Raw genomic sequence first — 20,503 nt, forward strand, 5'->3', positions numbered from 1 at the left:
GGCTCACCGGGCCGGGTCGTCGAACCAGCCGTCGAGCCGGCCCCCACGGAGGTCGCCGGCCAGCTCGCGCAGGGCGGTGCGGGGGTGCGCGAGGGTGATCGTCCCGTTCGCGATCTCCTCCGCGCACGCCTTCTCGAAGTCGGCGCGCAGGTCGTCGCGGAAGCCGGGTCGCCAGCCGATCCGCACCGGGGCCTGCCACTCCCCCGCCCAGGCCGCGAGTTCCTGGCGCAGCACCTCGCCACGTACGCGCAGCCCCGCGCCCTCCTCGCCGTCGATGCAGTGAGCGAGGGGGTTGATGCCGCCGTTGAACGGGACCATGACGATCAGCGCGGGCACCCGGTCCCCGTAGTGGAGGGCCTGCTTCGCGCCGCCGCTGAGGTGGGCCAGGGCCTCCAGCAGCAGGGCGGCGCGGTTGCGGCGCTCCTCGATCGGCAGCCGCACGGCGGGCTGGTCCCGGAAGGTGGTCGCGGTCGCCCCGGCCTGGATCGCCTCGCTGGCGAGGAGCGCCTGCTCGGCGGTGAGGTAGTTCGGGCGGCCGACGCCGTTGGTGTCGGGCAGGGTGAACGTACCGATCCGCGGCAGGTCCAGCAGGAACGGTGCGGCCAGGTCGGCGGTGTAGAACTCGTGGCCGTGGAGGACGGGTTCGGGAACCCCGCGGGACATCACCCCGAAGTCCTCCGTCGGGTACACCGGCTCCACCGACATCAGGGTGCCCAGCAGGAACGGACTGTCCCGCAGGGTCGTCGCCGCGTCGTCCTTCTTCGCGCCCGCCCGCATGTACCCGAAGAGGTCGTCATCGGCGTAACGGACCGGGTCCGCCTCCGTGTTGGCCTTCTGCGCCTTGTTCTGCGCCTTGCCGACCCGGGTGACCGGCGACGGTACGGCACCCAGCTCCACCATCCCGTCGCGCAGCCAGCGGCGGGCCGCCTGCGCCGACACGTACGGGTACCGCTTGCCCCTGATCCGGGCCAGCTTCACCCGGGCCTTGGTGTCCTCGCCCTTGCCGTTGTTCGGCGCGCCCGCCTCGACCGCGAGCACCATCTTCCCCGCCAGATACGCCATTACGCGGGCCCCATCTCTTCCTCTTCGTCTTCGTACTCTTCGGCGCGCTGGTGGTTCGACTGCTCCAGCAGCGCTTCCGTCCGCTGCCGCTCCTCCGGGTCCACGGGGGTGTCGTTCACCGTCACTCCACGTTCCTGGAGGAGTTGGACGACCGTCGCGGACAGCAGGATGCGCAGTTCCCAGGTGCGGGGGCGCCGCTGGATCAGTGGGCTCCAGTCCTCAGGCCCGGAGGGCGCCGGTCGTCCGTCCAGCATCAACCGGTACTGCGCCTGGGTGAGCAGCACGCCGAGTTGGTAGTCGCTCAGCGCGGCGTTGCGGTACTCGGCGAACCGGCCCCTGGGGCTACCGCTCCCGTGCTCGATCCAGTCCGCGATCAGCGTCGCGACAGGCTTGAGGTCGGGTGTCATCCCCAGGATCTCCTCGGCGTAAGTGAACGCGAGCCGGGTCAGCGCCGCGCAGTCCTCCGCGCGCCAGCGACGGTCCGACCCGCTCAACAGTTCGTGGACCTGGCCGAGGAACGAGCGGCTACGGCCGTCCTCCGCCTCGAACAACAGTCGCGCCGCTTCGTCGGGCCCCCGCGCCACGAGCTGGCCGGTGCGGTCCACGCGGGTGAGCCCGATCTCCAGCAGGCGCCAGCCACGGCGGAGCACGGCGTTCCCGTCCACCCGCGCCAGGAACGCGGGCACGGCGCGGCGCGTACGGGTCACCCGCAGCCACGGTTCCTGGTTGTCGTTCTTGAACGACCACAGGGTGGACGCGGCGAAGTCCCCGTCCCGGACGGCCCTGAGCGCGCGTACGGCGACGAGCTCGGACCGTGTCCCGGCGGGCATCCGCTCGAACCCGAGGTGGGTCACCCGCCGGGCCCGCAACACGTTCTGCGCTACGAAGTCCCGCTCTGCGTCCTCGTTCTCGCAGGTCAGCACCGTAGCCGAGCCGGCCGTGAGCCAGGCGCCGTACGGCAGCGCCCACATCGCGACGCGGCAGCCCCGGCAGACCGGCCAGCCGGGGACACCCGGCGGGAGGGTGTTCAACGCACGGTCCGTGTCGTAGAGGGGCAGGGTCGACTTCGTCCACACGACGGTGGCCCCCGTCCCGCAGAACGTGCAAGGGCGGAGGGTCGCCGCCGCCTGGACGGGCTCCGTCTCCGGTTCGCGGTCCGGCCGGAAGAGCAGGGCGATGTCCGGACGCAGGACCGTCGGCTCCTTGGGGCGCTTGCTGTGCGTGGCCTTGGAGTTCGGGTACAGCGCGAACAGGACCTTCCACCAGTCGTACGCGGCCGTGTCCTTCGCTGCGGTCGCGGCTGCTACGACGTCCTCCACGATCTCCGCGGCGACGGTGTCGAGGTCGGTGACGGTGACCTCGTCCGGTCGGGCCCGACCCGCGAGGACGGCCACGGCCCAGGCCCCGCCCCGTTGGAGCGGGTGGCGCGTGGCGATCACGGGTCGTTCCGGGGCCGCGGTGGCGACGTTCACTTGATCCATCCGAAGCCCTGCACGGTGTCCAGCCCGAGGCCCCAGGACCGCAGCGCCTCCACGAAACGCCCGTCCGCCTCCATGGCCACACGCACCTGGGCCCCGATCCGGGGAGCGCCCCGTACGGTGAACCTACGCCGGGGCCCGGCTCCCACGACGCGCAGGTCGGCGGGTGCGGGCAGGCCCAGCAGGTCGGCCTTGTGCGTGAGGTTGTGGTGGAGCCGGTCCAGGTAGTGCGGGTCGCCCGGGAGTTCGTACCGGCTGTCGTGCTTGACGATCACGGGGGTGAGCGTGGCCAGTTCGACCATTCCGGAGGTCGGCGGGACCGCCACGTCCAGCGCGACGCCCCGCACTCGTAACTTGGCGGCGCCCCAACGGATTTCGGTGCGCGACGAGAGTGCTGCGACGAACGCGGAGGCGATCCGTGGTTCCGGCGACCCGAACCACAGGGAGCCGTCGGCGGAGGTCGTGTACACGCCCTTGGTCCGGCGCGCGCCGCGAAACTGTGGGCTCGTCGCGCCCAACGGCTTGAGCGACTGCCCCTTCCAGCCCTCGTCGTGGAGCGTTCTCGCCAGGTCGGCGTCGTGGCTGCCCAGCAGCTCGTACACCACGCCTCTCGCGGGTCCGTGCACGTCGTCCCACGACAGGCTTGGTACGTCCGCTTCCACGTCAACTCTGACGCGCATGCTCCCCCAACTCGATTGGGTCCGCTGGCTGTTGCTACCTCGGCTGACGGCACCTGGTGGTGTTCACGGGCCCGCCGCCGACCGGCAACGAGAACGTTAGTGACGCTTGGGCGTTCAGGGCACCAATACTCATAAAATCCGATGCGGGGTGCTCTGGTTTGGTAGTGGGGAGCTGCGGGGCGCGCGGTCGCGACGGCTGCTCTCCGGCCGGGCGGCGCCGTAGGGTGGTGTGTGCGCGGGTGCTCTCGTCCGTGCGGAGTTGGTACGTGAGCACGCGTTTGACCTGCGGCGATGCAGTACCGGCGGATCGCTGCAAAATTCGCCGCCCGGGCCCGCTGTTTGACGGCTCCGAGCTGGGACTTTACCTTCGGGTCGTCATCAGCCCTGGAGGGTTCGCAACGACCACACTCGGTCCGCCTGGCCAGCGCCCGTCCCCGTCGTCATCAGCCCTGGAGGGCTCGCAACGGGAACTGACCGGAAGGGCCCGGCCGCAGACCAGCGGGTCGCCATCAGCCCTGGAGGGTTGGCCTCACCCCTGCGCGCCTCGCGCCCCCTTGCCGTCCAACGCAAACCACACCGACTTGTCCAGCGGGGACAGTCCGCCGTGCACTGAGACGCCCCAGCGGTCAGCCATCGCCTCCACCAGCATCAGCCCACGCCCATGCTCGTCAGCGTCCTCCGGGAAGGATCGCGGCATGGGCGGGCGGCTACCCGGTTCGCGATCCGTCACGCGGACGGTGACGGAGTCGACTCCCACCGTGGCATCCACGGTCACCAACGCGGCCTGCGTGTGCTGGAACACGTTGGTCACCACCTCGGAGACCAGCAACCGCGCCCGATCCGTCAGGTCCTCGTGCCCCGACGCGACGAGCAGCAGGGCGACCAGGTCTCTGGCGAGCTTCGGGGTCGTCCCCACATTGGGCGCGGTGAACCGGTAGCTGTGGCCGGGGAATCCGGGGTGCACTTCGGGCATGAGCCTCTCCTGAGCGCAGCAACTTGGGTATCTCAAAGGGCCCTTCGTGATCCGGAACGCACCCTGAGCGACACCACGGAACGTAGGGCACACTAATGAGACGTTGCAATAGTGAGCCCTCGATTGCCCCCGAAGGAGGGATACGGGCAGAGTGTGGGTCGGGGGGACGACCGACACGGGAGAAGAGGGAACAGTGCCGCCCAGAGGCCAGCCCACGGCACGTCAGGTGCGCATCGGTGCCGAGCTGAGGAAGATGCGGGAGGCGTCGGGCTTGACCAGCGCTGAGGCCGCCGCAAGCCTGGGTTGGGAGCGCCCGAGAGTTAGCCACGTTGAGTCCGGTCGGCACGGTGTGAGCGGTGAACGCGTACGCCACCTGGCCACGCACTACTTGATGGATGACGCCGCCTACGTGGACGCGCTCGCCGCCATGGCCGATGACCGCACCAGAGGATGGTGGACCGCCTATCGCCATGAGTTGCCCAGCGGCGCGCTCGATCTGGCCGAATTTGAACACCACGCCGTGGATTTGCGCTTGGTTGAGCTGCTGATCGTCCCTGGCCTACTCCAAACCGAGGAGTATGCGCACGCAGTCTTCAAGGGCGCAGTGACACAGCGGCCTTCGCAACAGATCGACACCGCAGTACGCCACCGGATGGAACGACAGGCCGTTCTGGACCGGCCCGAACCTCCTGGTGTCGAGGTGATACTGCACGAGTCGGCACTACGCATTCGATACGGCGACGGCGAGGTGATGCGCAATCAGCTCACGTCGCTCCTGGAGTTCTCACATCGGGAGAACGCCGCACTGCGCGTCGTACCGTTCACCGCACCAGGTGTGACCTCGTCCATCCAGCCGTTCACGTACGGTGGTGGACCGGTCCCGCAACTGGACACCGTCCAAGTGGATACTGCGTTCGCAGGCGTGTATCTGGACGCAACAGCACAGCTCAGCAAGTACCGCGCACTGCTCTCCATGGTCCGTCAGGTGGCTCTCAGCGTTGACGAGTCCCGAACCCTGATCAGCAATGTCGCAAAGGAAGCCTGAGCAACCATGACACGTAACGAGATCCGCTGGCAGAAGTCCTCGTACAGCAGCGGTGGGGATGAAGGTCAGTGCCTGGAGATAGCCACCCGGGCCGACACCGTCCTCCTTCGAGAAAGCGACGCCCCCGGCACGGTTGTGACCACCACCCCCGCCAAGCTCCGCGCGTTCCTACTGGGCGTCAAGGCGGGCGAGTTCGACCACCTCGTGGGAGACGACCCGACGACCGCCCAAAACGCATAGCTGTACCCCACCGCGCAGATAGCATCCTGCATCGGTGAACGAGAACAACGCCCATCGGGTCGTCGTCAACCCTTCAGGGTTCGAACCGAGTTCGGCCCGGCGCGTTAGCCGACAGCACCCGCCAACACCAGGGGCCGGTGCCCGTACCACGTACGGGCACCGGCCCCGTGGGCGTCAGCGGCGCTTGCCGCGCAGGTCACCCTTGCCGCAGGCGATGCCGTCCCGGTCGGGGTCGAGTCGCTGCGGGTCGGTCTCGCCGTTGACCTTGAGCCGGCCGTAGTCGTGGCGGGCGAGCCAGTCGCAGCGGGCGGCGGTCGTGGCCTTGACCTGCGGCGGGTAGTCCGTCGGCACGCAGACCCCGGCGGCGCCGTAGTGGCGGTCGCAGCCGGAGACGGTCGGGCTGACGGGCTGGGACCCCCGCTTCTTCAGCGGCTTCCTGGGCTTGGCCGACAGGTCGTCCGCGAAGTCCTGGACGTGCGGGGCCGGCGCCTCAGCCGCACCAGCGCCAGCGCCAGCACCACCGTGATGACCGCCGTGGCCGCCCGATCCCGGGGAACCGGAGGCCGCCGGGCTCATCGCCGCGGGCCCGTCGAGGCGGACCCACTTCGCGACGGACGGCACGCCGTTCGCGTCCGTGGCGAAGAGCATGTACCAGCCGGGCGGGGCGAGGTTGGGGTTGCTGGTGACGTTGAGGTCGATGGTGTTGCCGTTGACGGTCAGGGGCAGGTCAACGAACCGTTGGTTGGGGTCGGAGGAGTGGGTGACCGCGGAGGGGCGGATGAGTTGCGCCTTGGTGATCGCGCGGTCGACGGTGATGCGTTGGGTGGAACCGTAGGTCCACTCGTTGTCGGCGACGGAGGTGATCGCGGGGCGGGGGCCCTTCATCAGGTAGGGCGGGGTGTAGATCGAGACGTTGTGGTTCCAGGTGTTGCTGCCCGGGTTGTCGCCGGTGGACATCACGCGTCCGTCGGGGAGCAGGAACGACGAGGAGTGGTAGCCGCGGGCCTCGGGGTCGGTGGCGACCTTGTCGAAGGTGCGGGTGACCGGGTCGAAGAGCGAGGAGGAGAAGACGGGGTCGGCGCGGTTGTGCAGGGAGCCGCCGGTCTCCATGACCTTGCCGTCGGGCAGCAGCACCGCGGACACGTACATCTTGCCCTCGTCGCCGGTCTGCGGGACCTGGCCGCCGCCGCGGTCGACGGTGCCCTGCGGGAGCGGCGGTCCGGCCGTGTACTGGGGGTTGGGGTCCTTGAGGTCGATGATGTCGGTGAGGCGGTTGGCCTTGGGGTTGGTCTCGATGTTGCCGCCGCCGATGGTGAGGACCTTCTGGTCCTGGGCGGGCGGGAGCAGCACGCTGGCGGACTGGTCGCGTTCGTCCTTGCGTTGCAGGCCGGGCACGTCGGTGATGGTGTTGGCGTCGTAGTCGTAGACGGAGGCGCCGGTGCCCGGGGTGCCGTTGCCGAAGACGTGGCTGCCGGAGTAGAAGAGGCGGCCGTCCTGCATGAGGATCATGGACGGGTACAGGCCCCAGTAGCTCCAGGTCTGCTTGACCTGGTGGGTGGGCAGCCACCTGTTCTGGGCGGCGGAGAAGCGGTCGGCGGTGACGGATCCGGTGGAGTCGTCGCGCAGTCCGCCGAAGGAGAGCACGTCACCGTTGCCCATGACGGTGGCGGACGGGTACCAGTGGCCGTCGTTCATGTCGTTGGTCTTGGTGTACGTCTCGGTGGCGGGGTCGAAGACGTACGAGTCGCGGTAGCCCTTGTAGCCGTGTGAGCCGTTGGCGGCGGGGTAGGACAGGTTGCCGCCCATGACCAGGACCTTGCCGTCGCGGAGTTGGACGTGGCCGGCGCAGAACATGTCCTTGGGGGTGGGGATGATCCGGTAGGAGCCGTCGGCGGGGTCGTAGATCGCGGAGGTGAAGGTGCCCGCGGCGAAGGCTTCCTCGCTGTTGCCGGAGCCGGCGATCAGCAGCACCTTGCCGTTGTGGAGGACGACGGCGTGGGCGGAGCGTACGGGGTTCTTGGTGGGGAGGACGTCCCAGCGGCCGTCGCGACACTCGGTGGGCGTGCCGGTACACAGCGGGTCGGGCGGGTCGACGGCGACGGCGTGCATGGCGTAGTCGTCGGTGGTGACGGAGCCGACGCCGTAGACGGAGACGCCCCAGGTGATCTGGTCGGTGCCGGGCGGGATCGGCGGGGTGCGGACCTCGACCCGTTCGTAGGCGGGGGCGACGGGGAGGGTGCGCAGGTCGGTCCAGTACTGCCAGCCGCCGGTGGTGTCGCGGCGGAAAAGGGTGACCGCGGTGTCGGGGGTGGTCGACTTGTACCAGAGGCTGAGGTCGTACTGGGTGCCCGGTTGCACGGTCGGGGCGCAGGTCGGGTTCTCGGTGAGCATGGCCTTGCGGTCGCCGCTGGCCCGGCGGCTGAGGGCGACCTTGACGGCGGCGGTGCCGGTGCGGGCGTCGGAGACCGTGTCGTAGGTGAAGTCGTTGTCGCCCCAGCCTGCCTTGGACCAGCAGTGCGGCAGTTCGGAGCCGCCGGGTCCCGGGGTCTCGAAGCCGGGGTTGGTGAGGAGGTTGGCGGCGGCGGCCGTCTGCGGGGTGGCGAGCAGGAGTCCGGCGACCATGGTGACCACGCCGAGGAGGGCGGTTCTTCGTCGTCGGACGGTGCGGGCGCGTGGGGCGGGGCGGACCCGCGCCGGTGTGAGGGTCATGGGCGTGCTCCTAGGTCGTGGTGCCGGTGCCCTTCGCGTGCGTCGGGCCGTCGGGGGCTTCCGTACGGCTGCCGGTGCCCCGGCGCGTACGGCGTCTGCGGGGCAGGTACACCAGGGTCTCCGTGCCGATGAAGCGCAGGACGAAGGTGGTGACGAGGGCCAGTGCGGTGGCGGGGACCGGCGCCATGTCCCATTCCTTGACGAGCAGGGCGATGAGGGGGATGCGCAGCACGAGGTCGGCGTTGGCGAGGAGCGCGAAGCGGGCGGTGCGGTCGGCCCAGTGGCGGTGGTGTCGGCGGTCGCGGAAGAGGAGGAGTTCGATGAGGAGGAAGTTCCAGGCGACGCCGGCTTGGTTGGCGAGGATCTCGGCGGTGAGGTAGTGGAGGCCCGCGGTGGTGAGGGCGTGCAGGGCGAGGAGGTTGGGGAGGAAGCCGGTGAGGCCGATCAGCCCGAAGGCGATCATGCGGACGAGCGGGTCGGCGGTGCGCAGGACGGGGAGGGCGACGGGGCCGGGGCCGGAGTCCGCGGGGAGGCGGGGCGGTTCGGCGACCTCGCCGGGGACGGTGCCGTCGGCGGTCATCCGGCGCCCCCCGTGCCCTTGGTGCCTCCAGTACCCCTGGCGTCACCGGCGTCCCCGGCGCCCTCCGTGGTCTTGCGTATCTCGACCCGGGCGGGGCCCTCGCCGAAGACGGCGACGGGGGTGGAGTGTTGCAGGGCGGCCTTGACGGTGGGCAGGTCGACGGCGTCGCGGCGGACGGTGCGGGAGGAGACGACGTAGTCGACGTCGCGCCAGCCGCGGGGCAGCGTCTTGGTGACGGCGGGGTCGAGGTCGGCCTTGTAGAACCAGATGGCGCCGTCGCCGGGCTGGTAGCCGGCGTGGACGAGGTCGAGCCAGATGGCGTCGTCGACGAGGACGCGGGTGCGGGCGGGGTCGGGGACGCGCTGGGCCATCCAGTCGGCGGCCTGGCGGTAGGGCGCGCTCTCGTCGGAGGTGAGGGCGGTGCGGTTGCCGTCGTACCAGCGGGGCACCAGGTACGCGGTGGCGCCGAGGGCGAGGGCGGCGGCGAGTCCGATGCGCAGCACGCGGGGGAGACGCTTCTCGTCGGTGCGCCGCCCGCGGCGGAGCAGGGCGTGGGTGATGCTGGCGGCGCTGCCGGCGAGGACGAGGGCGAGGAACGGCAGGGCCTGGACGACGTACATGGCGGGCAGGTAGCCGTCGGGGCGCAGGGCGACGAGGGCGAAGATGGCGACGGTGGCGGCGGGGCCGGCGAGGGCGCGGGCGGTGACCGACCAGCGGTAGGTGGCGAGCAGCAGCAGGGCGGCGGCGAGGCCGCCGAGGGGCAGGACGCGGTCGTAGTAGAGCCAGTCCTGGAGGACGACGTGGGAGGCGGAGGATGTGTCGAGGAGGAAGCCGGAGCCGGGGCGGCTCATCTGGTAGGCGGCGCCGTCCCAGAGGGAGACGTGGTCGTCGCCGGGGAGGAGTTCGCCCTTGAGGAGGGCGTACAGGGGGTAGGTGAAGCCGATGAGGGCGCAGGAGGTGATGGCGCCGGTGAACGCGAACTTGCGCGTGTCGCGGTGGCTGAAGCGCCACATGGTGAACAGCAGCGCGGGCAGCACCAGGAGCATCGTCTCCTTGCTGAGGACGCCGATGGCGGCGGCGATCCCGGCGGCGAAGTGGTGCCACAGGTGGCGGTTGGGGGAGGCGGCGAGGCAGAACGCGAGCAGCATCCACAGGACGGCGATGTTGTCGAGGAAGATCTGTCGCTGGAGGTTGACGGCGAGCGGGGAGAGTCCGAACAGGGCCATGGCGAGGCCGGCGGACCAGCGGGGCAGCCAGAGTCGGCGGGCGAGTACGTAGACGAGGACGGCGCTGATCGCGGCGACGATGAGCATCGCGAGGCGCATGGTGCCGACGGTCATCGTCTCGGGCGCGAACTGGGCGGGGAGCCAGGTGAGCGCGGCGAGTTGCATCCAGCCGACGGGCGGGTGGTCGTACCAGTAGGTGTAGTGGGCGAGGCCGTCGCCCTGTTGCACGGCCCAGGCCTGGGCGAGGTAGGTGCCCTCGTCGTCGCTGAAGGTGGGGTACGCGCCGATGTTCCAGCCCTGGACGGCGACGATCGCGGCGAGGAGCGTCCAGCACAGCGCGAGGTCGGTGGGGGAGCTGCGGAAGCGGACGACGGGGCGGTGGGTCAGCGCGGGGCGGCGGCGCGCGCGGGGGCGTCCCGCGGGGACGGGGGAGGCGTCCACCGCGGGGAGGGTGGAGGTCACGCGGGGGCGTCCTTACGGGTCGGGGCGGCGGCGGGTGCGGCGGCGAGGTGGGCGCCGACGTGGCTGGTGAGTTCCCAGTCGTGACGGCCGCGTTGTTCGCGCCAGACGGCGCGGAGCGCGGCGCCGGCGAGGAGCACTTGGTAGAAGGGGCCGCCGACGATGAGCTTGGCGTAGTGCGGCAGGCGCACCCGTAGCCCGTACTGCTTGCCGAAGTCGTGGAGTCCGACGACTTCGAACACGAAGGTCACCAGGGCGGTGACGGCGGGCAGAAAGGAGATGAAGGCGATGCCGACGGGTACGTCGAGGAGGAGGGCGACGGCCGCGTTGAGCGGGATGATCACGCCGGTGAACGCCTGGAGGAACGGGGTCATGAGGGTGTACCGGGCGAGGAGGCGTTGCCCGGCGGTGGGGAGTTGCTTCCAGTCCTTCTTGCGGTAGACCTGGAGGAAGCCCTGGTTCCAGCGGGTGCGCTGCTTGAGCAGGGACATCAGGCTGCCGGGGGTCTCCTCGCGGGTGACCATGTCGGAGTCGTAGGCGACGACGACCTTCTTGCCGACGCTGGACAGGCGCACTCCGAGGTCGCAGTCCTCGGCGAGGCACTTCGGGTCCCAGCCGCCGGCTTCGCGCAGGACGTCGGTGCGGACGAAGACGGTGTTGCCGCCGAGGGGGATGAAGCCCTTCTGGGCGTGCAGGTGGAGCCGGGAGCGGAACCAGAAGAAGTACTCCAGGCAGTTGCGCAGGCTGTACCAGCTGGAGTGGAAGTTGATGAGTTGGACGCCGCCCTGGACGACGTCGGCGCCGGTGGAGCGGAAGGCGTGGTCGACGTGGGTGAGGAGGTCGGGGTGGACCTGGTCCTCCGCGTCGAAGACGCCGACGACGTCGCCCCGGCAGTGCGGGAGGGCGGTGTTGAGGGCCTTGGGTTTGTTCTTGGCCTCGTGGGTGTCGACGACGACCCGGACGCGCGGGTCGCGGGCTTCGGCGTGGCGGGCGACCTCGGTGGTCTCCGGGTCGTCGTGGCCGACGATGACGACGATCTCGAAGTCGGTGTGCCCGGACTCCAGCAGGCGTTGGATGGTGTGGTTGAGCACGGCCTGTTCGTGGCGGGCGGGCAGCAGTAGGGAGAACGACAGGGCGCCGCCGCCCTCGGGGTCGGCGAAGCGGGTGGCGGCCAGCGTCTCGGGGGTGCGCCATGCGTGCATCTGCCACCAGAGCGTGAACGCCGCCATCCAGAAGAGCGCCAGCGACACGGTGGCGATGAAGACAGACGTGAGCAACAGATCCCCCGAGATCCCCCTCGGCGCACGACACTTCGTCGCGCCCCCCACCGATATGGAGAGACTAAGAGGGTTATATGAAGTTGGGGTGCTCAGTCGATAATTGGCCTGTTTCGCATCGCACGTTCGAGCGAGTCGTCGTTTCGAGTACGGACGGCGGCGTTCCGGGTCGCGGCAGGGGAGAAAGCGCGTTCACCGATCGCCCCCGGGACGGCCGCCCGGGAGCGATTTCAACTCATCAAGTTGACTTGATATCGCCGCTGTTGATGTCTACACGGACTCCCAGGGCGGCCCGGAACCCGTCCAGGTCGGTAGTGGGAGCGTCACAGGTGAAGTTCCGGCAGATGTAAGCGGCGGTGCGCCCGTCGCGTAGCAAGCGGTCGGCTAGCAACGGGAGTTCGACGCCACTCGCGCCACTTCCCTTACCTTCAGCGGTCGTTGGGACGGCCTCCGCGGGAGTACCGACCGCGATGACCGCGCCGGGGGCGGTGGAGAGCAGCGCCGCCCGGTGGAACGCCCGGCGGGCCGGGTCGCCCTCGGCGCCGACGACGGCCACCTCGCGCGGGCCGTCCAGCGCGGCTTCGGCGACGGCGAGTCCCCAGCCGATGAACCGGGGCACCCGCGGGCCGAGGGCCGAGACCACGCCGAGGGCGCGCAGCGCGGCGGTGCGGTGGGGCTCGGAGCCGGTCTGTGCGGCGTAGGACAGCAGGGCGCCGGCGGCGGCGGTCCAACCGGAGGGGGTGGCGTTGTCGGTGGGGTCCTGGGGGCGGCGGATCAGCCGTTCGGCGTCGGAGGCGGTGTCGTAGAGCGCCCCGTCCTCCTCGCCGGTGAAGCGGGCCAGCACGTGATCGAGCAGGAACCCCGCGAAGTCGAGCCACACGCCTTCGCCGGTCACCGACGCCAGGGCGAGGAAGCCTTCGGCTACGTCGGCGTAGTCCTCCAGTACGCCGGCGTTCGCGCCGGCGCGGCCGTCGCGGGAGGTGCGGGTGAGCCGGGCGGAGTCGTCGAGGTGGAGGCGGATCAGGAGGTCCGCGGCGCTGACGGCGGCCTCGACCAGGTCGGGCCGGTCGAAGTAGGCGCCGGCCTCGGCGAGGGCGGCGATGGCCAGGCCGTTCCAGGCGGCCACCACCTTGTCGTCACGGCCCGGCGCGGGGCGCTCAGCGCGCGCGTCGAACAGCCGCTGCCGCACGGACGCGACCCGCCCGGCGTCGAACATGCCGTCGCTCAGGGGGAGTTGCAGCACCGAGGTGCCCTCGCCGCCCTCCGGGAAGGTGCCTTCTTCGGTCACCCCGTAGTGGGCGGCGGCGAGTTCGGCGTCCGCCTCGCCCAGGACCTCGCGCAGCTGCTCCCGGGTCCACACGTAGTAGGCGCCCTCGCTGCTGCGCCCGTCGGGGCCCTCGCTGTCGGCGTCGAGGGCGGAGGCGAAGGCGCCCTGCTCCGTGCGGAGTTCACGCATCATGAAGTCGGCGGTCTCCAGGGCGACCCGGCGGGCCAGCTCGGAACCGGTGGCCCGCCACAGGTGCGCGTACGCGCGACACAGCAGGGCGTTGTCGTGGAGCATCTTCTCGAAGTGCGGCACGACCCACTCGCGGTCCACCGAGTAGCGTGCGAAGCCGCCGCCCAGCTGGTCGTAGATCCCGCCCCGGGCCATCCGCTCACCGGTGTCGGCGGCCATCTGCAACGCGCCCTCGGAGCCGGTGCGGGCGTGGTGGCGCAGCAGGAACTCGATCACCATGGACGGAGGGAACTTCGGCGCCCCGCCGAAGCCGCCGTGCTTCGCGTCGTACTCGCGGGTGAGCCCCAGCAGCGCCTGGGACAGCTCCTGGTCGCCCGGCGCCTGACCGGCCCCGTGCCCGATGTGCCGCTCCCCCAGCTCCCTGGTGATCTTCGCGGCGACCTCGGCGACCTCGCCCCGGCGGCCCTGCCACGCCTGGTTGACCCCGTCGAGCACCTGCTGGAAGGACGGCGAGCCGTGCCGGGGCTCGGGCGGGAAGTAGGTGCCGAAGTAGAACGGCTCGGCGTCCGGCGTCAGGAACACGGTCATCGGCCAGCCGCCCTGCCCGGTCGCGGCCTGCACCGCCTCCATGTACACGGCGTCGACGTCCGGTCGCTCCTCGCGGTCGACCTTCACGCTCACGAAGTAGCGGTTCAGGATCGCCGCGGTGGCGTGGTCCTCGAACGATTCGTGGGCCATGACGTGGCACCAGTGGCACGCCGAGTAGCCGACCGACAGCAGGACGGGCACGTCCCGCCGTCGCGCTTCCTCGAACGCCGCCTCGCCCCAGGGCCACCAGTCGACCGGATTGTCGGCGTGCTGGAGCAGATACGGCGACTGGGATTCGGCCAGGCGATTCATACCGGCATCGTCGCACGCTCTGAGGCGGCCGGCCCAGAGCGGCCAACCGCAACACCCAGAAGCGTCGGCAAAGGGTGCAAGGGCCCTTCTCGATCAGGCCCGCCACTGTTCCGGTCGGTCCCACCGGGCGCCCAGCCCTCCCAGGGCTCCCGTCGGATGCCAGCCGTTCGAGGCCGAGGCGCTCCAGTAAGAACTGCGGTCAGCAATTCGGCCAGTGGATGCCCTGTCCGTCATGCCTGATCGCCCGCCGCTGTTCTACGAGAACGCCCCCGTCCTGGTGTCTGACGTCACAAGGATGTGTCGCGCCGGCTTCAGTCCGTCAAGGGGAGTCCATGGCGTGAACGCCGCCTCGCCCCAGAGCCGCCTCGCCCCAGAGCCACCTCGTCGCACGGCACCCGGCCGGCCCGAGCGATGGCAGCGCTGTCGCGGGACCGGCATAGGCCAATCGTGAGCCCGGGCCGCGGTGGAAGGAGGTCACAAGGGGGTACGGAACATGAGTGCGAGAATCTGGTACGGACCGCAAGGAGGGGATTTCGTGGGGGACGAGGGTCGGCTGCATGTCAGTGCGGAACTGGCGGGGTTGCTGGAACGGATCGACGCAATCGGCGGCTCGCTCGACGAACGGGCCGATGCTGCTGAGGAGTTGGGGCAACTTCCACAGGACACGGCGCGGGCGCTGCTCGACACCGGCATCGTGCGGGCGGAGCTACCCCTGAGCCTCGGTGGGTACGAGTTCGCACCGCGGCAGCTGATCCAGACGGCGGAGCGGGTCAGCTACCACGACGCCGCGGCCGGCTGGACCATGATGGCGCTACAGATGGTGACCGGGACCACCGCGGCGTACCTCGCCGCGGATGCGGCGGCCGAACTGTTCCCGGACGTGCCGAACGGGACATACGCGCTGGTGGCCGGGCACGGCACGCGCCCCGGCCGGGCCGTGCCCGTGGAAGGCGGCTACCGGGTCACCGGACAGTGGCAGTTCGCCTCCGGGATGGCGCACGCCACCCACGTCCACAGCGGGATACAGGTAGAGGACACCGGCGAACAGCGGGTCCTCACGATGCCGAAGTCGCAGGTCACGCTGGACGGCAACTGGGACGTGCTCGGGCTGCGCGCGACGCACAGCGTCGACTACCACTGCACCGACGCGTACGTTCCGCGCGCGTACACGTACGTCGCGACCACGGACACCCCGGTCAACGGCGGCGCCCTCTATCGCCTCGGTCTGGTCAACCTGGCCGCGATCGGGCATACGGGGTGGGCCCTCGGCGTCGGCCGGCGGCTCCTGGACGAGATGAAACGGGTTGCCGCGGCGCGGCGCGGTTCGCGGGGCGCCGCGGTCGACACCTCCCAGTTCCACGCGGAGTACGCGACGGCCGAAGCCAAACTGCGGGCCGCCCGGGCCTGGGCGGACGACGTGTGGCAGGACGTCGAACACACCCTGGACATAGGCGAGTTGCCGAACACGGAACAGGACACCCTGATCCGTCTCGCGCTCAATCACACGACCTCGACCGTGTCCGAGGTGGGCCACACCGTGCACCGCTGGGCCGGCTCGGCGGCGATCCGCCGCGGCCCGCTCGACCGATTCCTGCGCGACCTGGGCACGGGTGCGCAGCACATCACGTCCAGCCCGGTCGTGCTCCAGAACTGCGGCGAGTGGCTGAGCGGCGCCCGGCCGGACGCCCGGTGGAGCTTCCTCGACCTGACCTGACCTGACCTGGCCGGGCGGGTCGGCCAGGCCAGGTCAGGTCAGGTCAGGTCGGGCGTCCCCGTTCTCCGTGGGCCAGCGGCGCCGTCTCGCGCCACCTCACCGTCGGTCGCGTCCGCGGGCCATGAGCGTGCCTCACGGCTCCCGCCGGCCGAGGATCGACTCGTTGAACACGGTCTTCGTCCATGCCCTCGTATTGAGGTCCTGCTTCCAGGCGCGGCGCTGTAGCCCGTCGGTCGCGATGGTGCGGAAGTCCTTTCCGTCGATCCGGAACTCCGTCTCCTTCACCTCGCCGTCCTTGGCCCACACGATCTCCGGGACCCATCGGCAGTCGCAGGTGCGGGTCTCCACCGTGATGCCGATGCTGAGGACCTTCCCTTCGACGAGTTCCTGCGGCAGCCCCTTGCCCTCGAACCTCACGGTCGCGAAGTCGGCTCCGCCGTCGAGGTTGGCACGGGCCTCCAGCGTCGTGGGGTTCTGTCCGCAGCCGCCGGCCTGCAGTCCCACCAACGTCGCCGCGTCGGCGGCCGGAGCCGCTTTCCGTTCGAGGACCTTGATGCGCAGTTCCTTGATCTGCAAGGGCCTGTCGTCGACGGGTTGGACGTCGATGGTGAAGCGCGTGCGACCGGGGTCGCCCGCCGTTTCGTTGTTGATCACCTCGGGGTCGGGGGAGCCGTCCTCCCGCGCGGGGACCGTACCGAAGTCCCCCGGGGCCCGGTTCACCACCCATGCCTCCCACGGGCACAGGTAGACGTCGCGGAGGTACTGAATGCCCTCTTCCCCCGCCTCGGACTGGCCCGCCCGTGCGCCTTCCGCCGCTGAAGACCGTGCACCCGGTGCGGGGGAGGCCGCCCGGGACGGGGACGGCGGCGACGCACCGGGTGGGGTGGTGACCACGCTCTTCGGCGAGTGGCTCCCGGACACGTAGAGGGGCGGCTTCCCCTCCTCGAACTGCTTGCCGATCCAGGAGAAGGCGCCGACGATCCCTAGGCCGATGACCAGGACGACGACCGGAGCGACGATGAAGGTGGACGTGAAGGCACCGTCCCTCAGGGGCAGGAACCGTTGCCAACCGCTGCGGCGACAGGTGCCGGGCTCGGGTGGCTCATCAGACGCAGCCGGCGTCAGATCCGTTTGTTGCCCTGTCGTGAGTTCGGGAGGCGTGCCGCCCGGGCGGTGCTCGGAGGGGTCCGGTGTCGGCGGGGTGTCGTCGGGCATGAGGTCTCCCGGAAGAGATGGAGCGGTTCCTGGGAACATCCCCGCCGAGCGCCTCGGCTACCTCGTCGACGAGGTACGAACCTCCCTACGGAATTGCTCGGCACGGGATGCTGTTCGTGTCGGAGGGACGAGGCAGGGGTTTGGCTGGACCAGCCCTCTCGGCTTGACCAGATCGACGAGGGTCCCGCTTCGTTCGGATGGCGGAATCCCGTAGCCGTCGGTCGCAGCTTGGTCACCGATTGTCGGATCGGTAGACGCGTGTGCGGGAACCCTGAAGGGTAGGTGCCAGAAGGCGCTGGTGGGATGCCACCGCGCATGGACCCACGAGGGGGAACCAGTGGGGGCAGAGCCGAACGACGCACGTCCCGAGCCGGTCGACCGGTCGACCGGCGGCGGCGCATTAGACGAAGGCCCCACGGGCCCGACCGGGTCGACAGGACCCGCCGAGGAGCAGACCGCGGGAGTATCGGAACAGCCGCCAGCCGCAACCACGCCCACGCCCGGCTTCGGCCCGCCGTCCAGCACACCACCCGGCCCGCCGCCCAGCCAACCGCCGCCGGGCACCCCGCCAGGCCCGCCGCCCGCCGGCCCCGCACCCACCACACCCACCACACCCACCACCACAAGCAGCGCAGGCCCCTGGGCCGCACCGCCACCCCCCACCGCACCACCCGCCCACGGCACCGCCCCACCCGCCTACGGCAGCCCGCCACCCGGCCATGGCGGCCCGCCGCCCGGCTACGGGCCCCCACCCCCCGCCGCACCACCCCCCACCACTCCGCGCGGCGAGGCGAACCCCGCGCAGGCTGCGGCCACCGGCATCCTCAACCTGTCCGGCCTGGGCCTCGGTTACGTCCTCCTGCGCAACTGGGTCGGCGCCGTGTTCTGCTGGATCGCCACCGCAGCCCTCCTGGTGGTCGCGCTCCCCGCCGACGTCGACGGCGTGCCCGTCGGACTCCTCGCCGGGTACGGCGTCTTCCTGCTCGCCGCAGCCGCCGACGGCGCCCGCCGCGGTCTGCACGCGACCCTCCACCTCGGCGAACCGTTCCGGCGCCTCGCGCTCCCGCTCGCGCTGGTGCTGCTCGCGGTGCCCGCCGGCGGTTCGCTGGCGTACGGGTCGGCCCGCGACGAGGCGAAGGAACAGGCGCTGCTCGACCGCCTCGCCGCCGCCGACACGCTCGTGAAGTCCGCCGACGGCCTGGCCTTCGACAAGGCGGAGCCGATCTACCGCAGGGCCCTCGGCGAGTACCAGGACCTCGGCACGGCGCATGGGGGCTCACGGGCGGGGAAGCTCGTCCCCGAGCGCCTGGACACGTACTACGCGCAGATCGCGGTTCCGTACGGGAAGAAGGCGTACTGCGAGGCCGTCGCACCGCTCACGTACCTGAGGGGGCTGCCCCGGACCGTCGACAAGGACCTCCTCGGCACCCGGCCGGCCAAGACCGACGACCCGCTGGCGCACTCCCTCTACGAGTGCGGGGTCGCCGCGCTCGGCGTGGAGGCGGGGGCACCGTCCGCCAGCGACAGCCTGAACGCGCTGTACGACACCTTCCCGGAGTCCGAGCACACGGCCAAGGTCGGGCCGGCCGTGCGCAGCGCGATCGAGACCCGGACGACCGCGCTCTCCGGTGACGCCCCGTGCAGCGCCACGAGCCAGCTGCGCGCCCTGCGCTCCTCCCTCGCCCTGTTGACGGACCCCGCCGTCGGGAACGTCGCGAAGGAGGCGTCGGCGGCCGTCCAGAAGGGCGTGTTCGCCTGCGGCACCTGGCAGTTCAAGGGCAAGGACTTCGACGACGCCGTCACGACGATGACCCAGTACGCCAAGGACTACCCGACCAGCGCGCGGGCCGACCACGCCCGGTCGATCGCCATCGCGGCCGAGATCGCCGACGAGGCGCCCGGAGCCGGGAAGAAGCTGCCGCCGTCCAAGCCGGCCGGCGGCTCCCGCATGGTGATGGTCATCAGCAACGACGGCCCCGGCTCCGTCGAGGTGCTCTACACCGGCCCGGTCAGCGGTCGGGCCACCCTCAAGGCGTGCGCGACCTGCACCAAGTACCCCGCACCGATCTTCCTGGGCAGCAAGAAGATCAAGGCGTGCAAGGGGCCGTCCTCGAAGTACCCGAAGACGACCCTGCTGCTGCCCGCCGGCACCTACCACTTCCTCCAGAAGCGGGCCGCCACGGGCACCTCCTCCCTCGGTGACACCAAGTCGAGCAAACAGAAGATCGAACCCGGCTACAGCTACACCAACTGCCTGTACGTGACCTCGCTGTTCTGAACCGCGCCGGCCGCGGGGGCCCCGCCGGGGCTCCCGCGGCACCGGGGCGGCACGTCAAGGGGGCGGCACGTCAGCGGGCGGGCGCGGGGCGTGTGGCAGGGTGGAGGGGTGAATCTGGACGACCTCGTCCGGCTCCGCCGGGCACGTGACCTGATGGACCGCGCGTACGCGGAGCCGCTGGACGTGCCCGCGATGGCGCGCGTCGCCCTGATGTCCCCGGGCCACTTCTCCCGCAGCTTCCGCGCCGCCTACGGAGAAACACCGTACGGCTACCTCATGACACGACGGATCGAGCGGGCCAAGGCACTGCTGCGGCGGGGCGACCTGTCGGTGACCGAGGTCTGCTTCGCGGTCGGCTGCACCTCGCTGGGCTCGTTCAGCTCGCGCTTCACCGAACTGGTCGGCGAGACCCCGAGCGCCTACCGGGCCCGGCGGCACGACGCGGGGGCCGCCATCCCCGCCTGCATCGCCAAGATCCACACCCGGCCGGTCCGGAACGGCCGGATCACTCCCCCGCGCCTAGCATGAAACACATGGGCATCAACCTCTCGCAGTGCTTCATCGCCGTCGACGACCACGACCGGGCGCTCGCCTTCTACCGCGACGTCCTGGGGCTCGAAGTACGCAACGACGTCGGCTTCGAAGGCATGCGCTGGGTGACCGTCGGCTCCCCGGACCAGCCCGACGTGGACATCGTCCTCGAACCGCCGCTCGCGGACCCGGGCGCCTCCCCCGCCGACCGGGAGGCCATGGCCCGACTGCTGGCCAAGGGGCACCTGCGCGGTGTCATCTTCCACACCGACGACTGCGACGCCACGTTCGAGCGCATCCGCGCCGCCGGTGGCGAGGTCGTCCAGGAGCCCGTCGACCAGCCGTACGGGGTCCGTGACTGCGCCTTCCGCGACCCCTCCGGCAACCTGCTCCGCTTCAACCAGCCCCGCCGGGCCTGACCTCCCGGCCCGCGGCACCGCCCGAGCCTCCACCCCGGCCACCGTCCGAACCACCGCCCGCGCAGCACCGTGTGAGGGGTTGCTCACACCGGTCCGGCGGGCCGCGGGGCCGGGCCGCGGCCCGGCTCCCCCAGGTCCCGCAAGGGTTCCGGTGGGGCCCGAGGGGACTCCCGGGACGCCTGTGGCGACGGCCCGCTCCTCCACGGCGGGGTCTCACGTTGACGCGGCAACCTTTTGAGGGGAACGTGCGTCGAAGTCTTG

Annotated in this window: 15 protein-coding genes and 1 pseudogene; 6 read left to right on the top strand and 10 right to left on the bottom strand. The window is 70.9% G+C overall.

Translation table 11 applies throughout. The annotated features are described in order from the left end of the window. Window positions 1-3 precede the first annotated feature (3 nt). From cas7i to ACFV88_RS05195, 4 genes are all read right to left on the bottom strand, one after another. Window positions 4-1,062, bottom strand: a complete 1,059-nt coding sequence (gene cas7i, locus ACFV88_RS05180) for a type I-B CRISPR-associated protein Cas7/Cst2/DevR (RefSeq protein WP_385486193.1) — start codon at window positions 1,060-1,062, stop codon at window positions 4-6. Beyond that, complete coding sequence (locus ACFV88_RS05185; protein WP_385486195.1) at window positions 1,062-2,543, bottom strand: hypothetical protein; 1,482 nt, start codon at window positions 2,541-2,543, stop codon at window positions 1,062-1,064. Before ACFV88_RS05185 ends, cas7i begins: the two co-directional genes overlap by 1 nt. Next, complete coding sequence (gene cas6, locus ACFV88_RS05190) at window positions 2,531-3,220, bottom strand: CRISPR-associated endoribonuclease Cas6 (RefSeq protein ID WP_385486197.1); 690 nt, start codon at window positions 3,218-3,220, stop codon at window positions 2,531-2,533. The genes ACFV88_RS05185 and cas6 overlap by 13 nt, the downstream gene beginning before the upstream one ends. Before the next feature lie 529 nt (window positions 3,221-3,749). Then, window positions 3,750-4,193, bottom strand: coding sequence for an ATP-binding protein (locus ACFV88_RS05195; RefSeq protein WP_385486199.1), 444 nt, complete (start codon window positions 4,191-4,193; stop codon window positions 3,750-3,752). 226 nt (window positions 4,194-4,419) lie between these two features. Here ACFV88_RS05195 and ACFV88_RS05200 point away from each other — a divergent pair, with 226 nt between their 5' ends. Further along, entirely contained in the window at window positions 4,420-5,238 is an 819-nt protein-coding gene (locus tag ACFV88_RS05200) for a helix-turn-helix domain-containing protein (RefSeq protein ID WP_385486201.1), read from the top strand. Between the two features lie 6 nt (window positions 5,239-5,244). After that, window positions 5,245-5,478 (top strand): DUF397 domain-containing protein, encoded by a 234-nt coding sequence (locus ACFV88_RS05205; RefSeq protein ID WP_385486203.1) that lies wholly within the window; start codon window positions 5,245-5,247, stop codon window positions 5,476-5,478. Between the two features lie 174 nt (window positions 5,479-5,652). Here ACFV88_RS05205 and ACFV88_RS05210 read toward each other — a convergent pair whose 3' ends face one another. The 5 genes and pseudogenes from ACFV88_RS05210 to ACFV88_RS05230 form a co-directional block, all read right to left on the bottom strand. After that, a complete protein-coding gene (locus ACFV88_RS05210; protein WP_385486205.1) occupies window positions 5,653-8,187 on the bottom strand; it encodes a galactose oxidase-like domain-containing protein in 2,535 nt (844 codons plus the stop codon). A 10-nt stretch (window positions 8,188-8,197) separates the two neighbouring features. Next, a pseudogene (locus ACFV88_RS05215) lies at window positions 8,198-8,677 on the bottom strand (GtrA family protein); the annotation flags it as partial. Between the two features lie 86 nt (window positions 8,678-8,763). Continuing rightward, the gene (locus ACFV88_RS05220) at window positions 8,764-10,455 is read right to left on the bottom strand and encodes an ArnT family glycosyltransferase (RefSeq protein ID WP_385486207.1); all 1,692 of its coding nucleotides are present in this window, start codon (window positions 10,453-10,455) and stop codon (window positions 8,764-8,766) included. Further along, a complete protein-coding gene (locus ACFV88_RS05225) occupies window positions 10,452-11,729 on the bottom strand; it encodes a glycosyltransferase (RefSeq protein WP_385486209.1) in 1,278 nt (425 codons plus the stop codon). The genes ACFV88_RS05220 and ACFV88_RS05225 overlap by 4 nt, the downstream gene beginning before the upstream one ends. 238 nt (window positions 11,730-11,967) lie before the next feature. Beyond that, a complete protein-coding gene (locus ACFV88_RS05230; RefSeq protein WP_385486211.1) occupies window positions 11,968-14,085 on the bottom strand; it encodes a thioredoxin domain-containing protein in 2,118 nt (705 codons plus the stop codon). 535 nt (window positions 14,086-14,620) lie between these two features. Between ACFV88_RS05230 and ACFV88_RS05235 the strand changes: the two genes are divergently transcribed. Further along, window positions 14,621-15,799 carry an acyl-CoA dehydrogenase gene (locus tag ACFV88_RS05235; RefSeq protein ID WP_385486213.1) on the top strand — a complete coding sequence of 393 codons (1,179 nt, stop codon included), beginning with the start codon at window positions 14,621-14,623 and terminating at the stop codon, window positions 15,797-15,799. Between the two features lie 132 nt (window positions 15,800-15,931). On the opposite strand, the gene ACFV88_RS05240 is transcribed toward ACFV88_RS05235, so the two are convergent. Continuing rightward, on the bottom strand, window positions 15,932-17,014 hold the full coding sequence (locus ACFV88_RS05240) for a hypothetical protein (protein WP_385486215.1): 1,083 nt from the start codon (window positions 17,012-17,014) through the stop codon (window positions 15,932-15,934). Window positions 17,015-17,894: 880 nt separating this feature from the next. Between ACFV88_RS05240 and ACFV88_RS05245 the strand changes: the two genes are divergently transcribed. The 3 genes from ACFV88_RS05245 (at window position 17,895) to ACFV88_RS05255 (ending at window position 20,242) form a co-directional block, all read left to right on the top strand. Further along, on the top strand, window positions 17,895-19,292 hold the full coding sequence (locus ACFV88_RS05245; protein WP_385486217.1) for a hypothetical protein: 1,398 nt from the start codon (window positions 17,895-17,897) through the stop codon (window positions 19,290-19,292). Window positions 19,293-19,400: 108 nt separating this feature from the next. Beyond that, window positions 19,401-19,820: a helix-turn-helix domain-containing protein gene (locus ACFV88_RS05250; RefSeq protein WP_385486219.1), complete on the top strand. Its 420-nt coding sequence runs from the start codon at window positions 19,401-19,403 to the stop codon at window positions 19,818-19,820. 5 nt (window positions 19,821-19,825) lie between these two features. Continuing rightward, window positions 19,826-20,242 (top strand): VOC family protein, encoded by a 417-nt coding sequence (locus ACFV88_RS05255; protein ID WP_385486221.1) that lies wholly within the window; start codon window positions 19,826-19,828, stop codon window positions 20,240-20,242. Window positions 20,243-20,503 lie beyond the last annotated feature (261 nt).

This window comes from Streptomyces sp. NPDC059816 (genome assembly GCF_042732055.1).
In the GTDB taxonomy this organism is placed as follows: Bacteria; Actinomycetota; Actinomycetes; order Streptomycetales; family Streptomycetaceae; genus Streptomyces.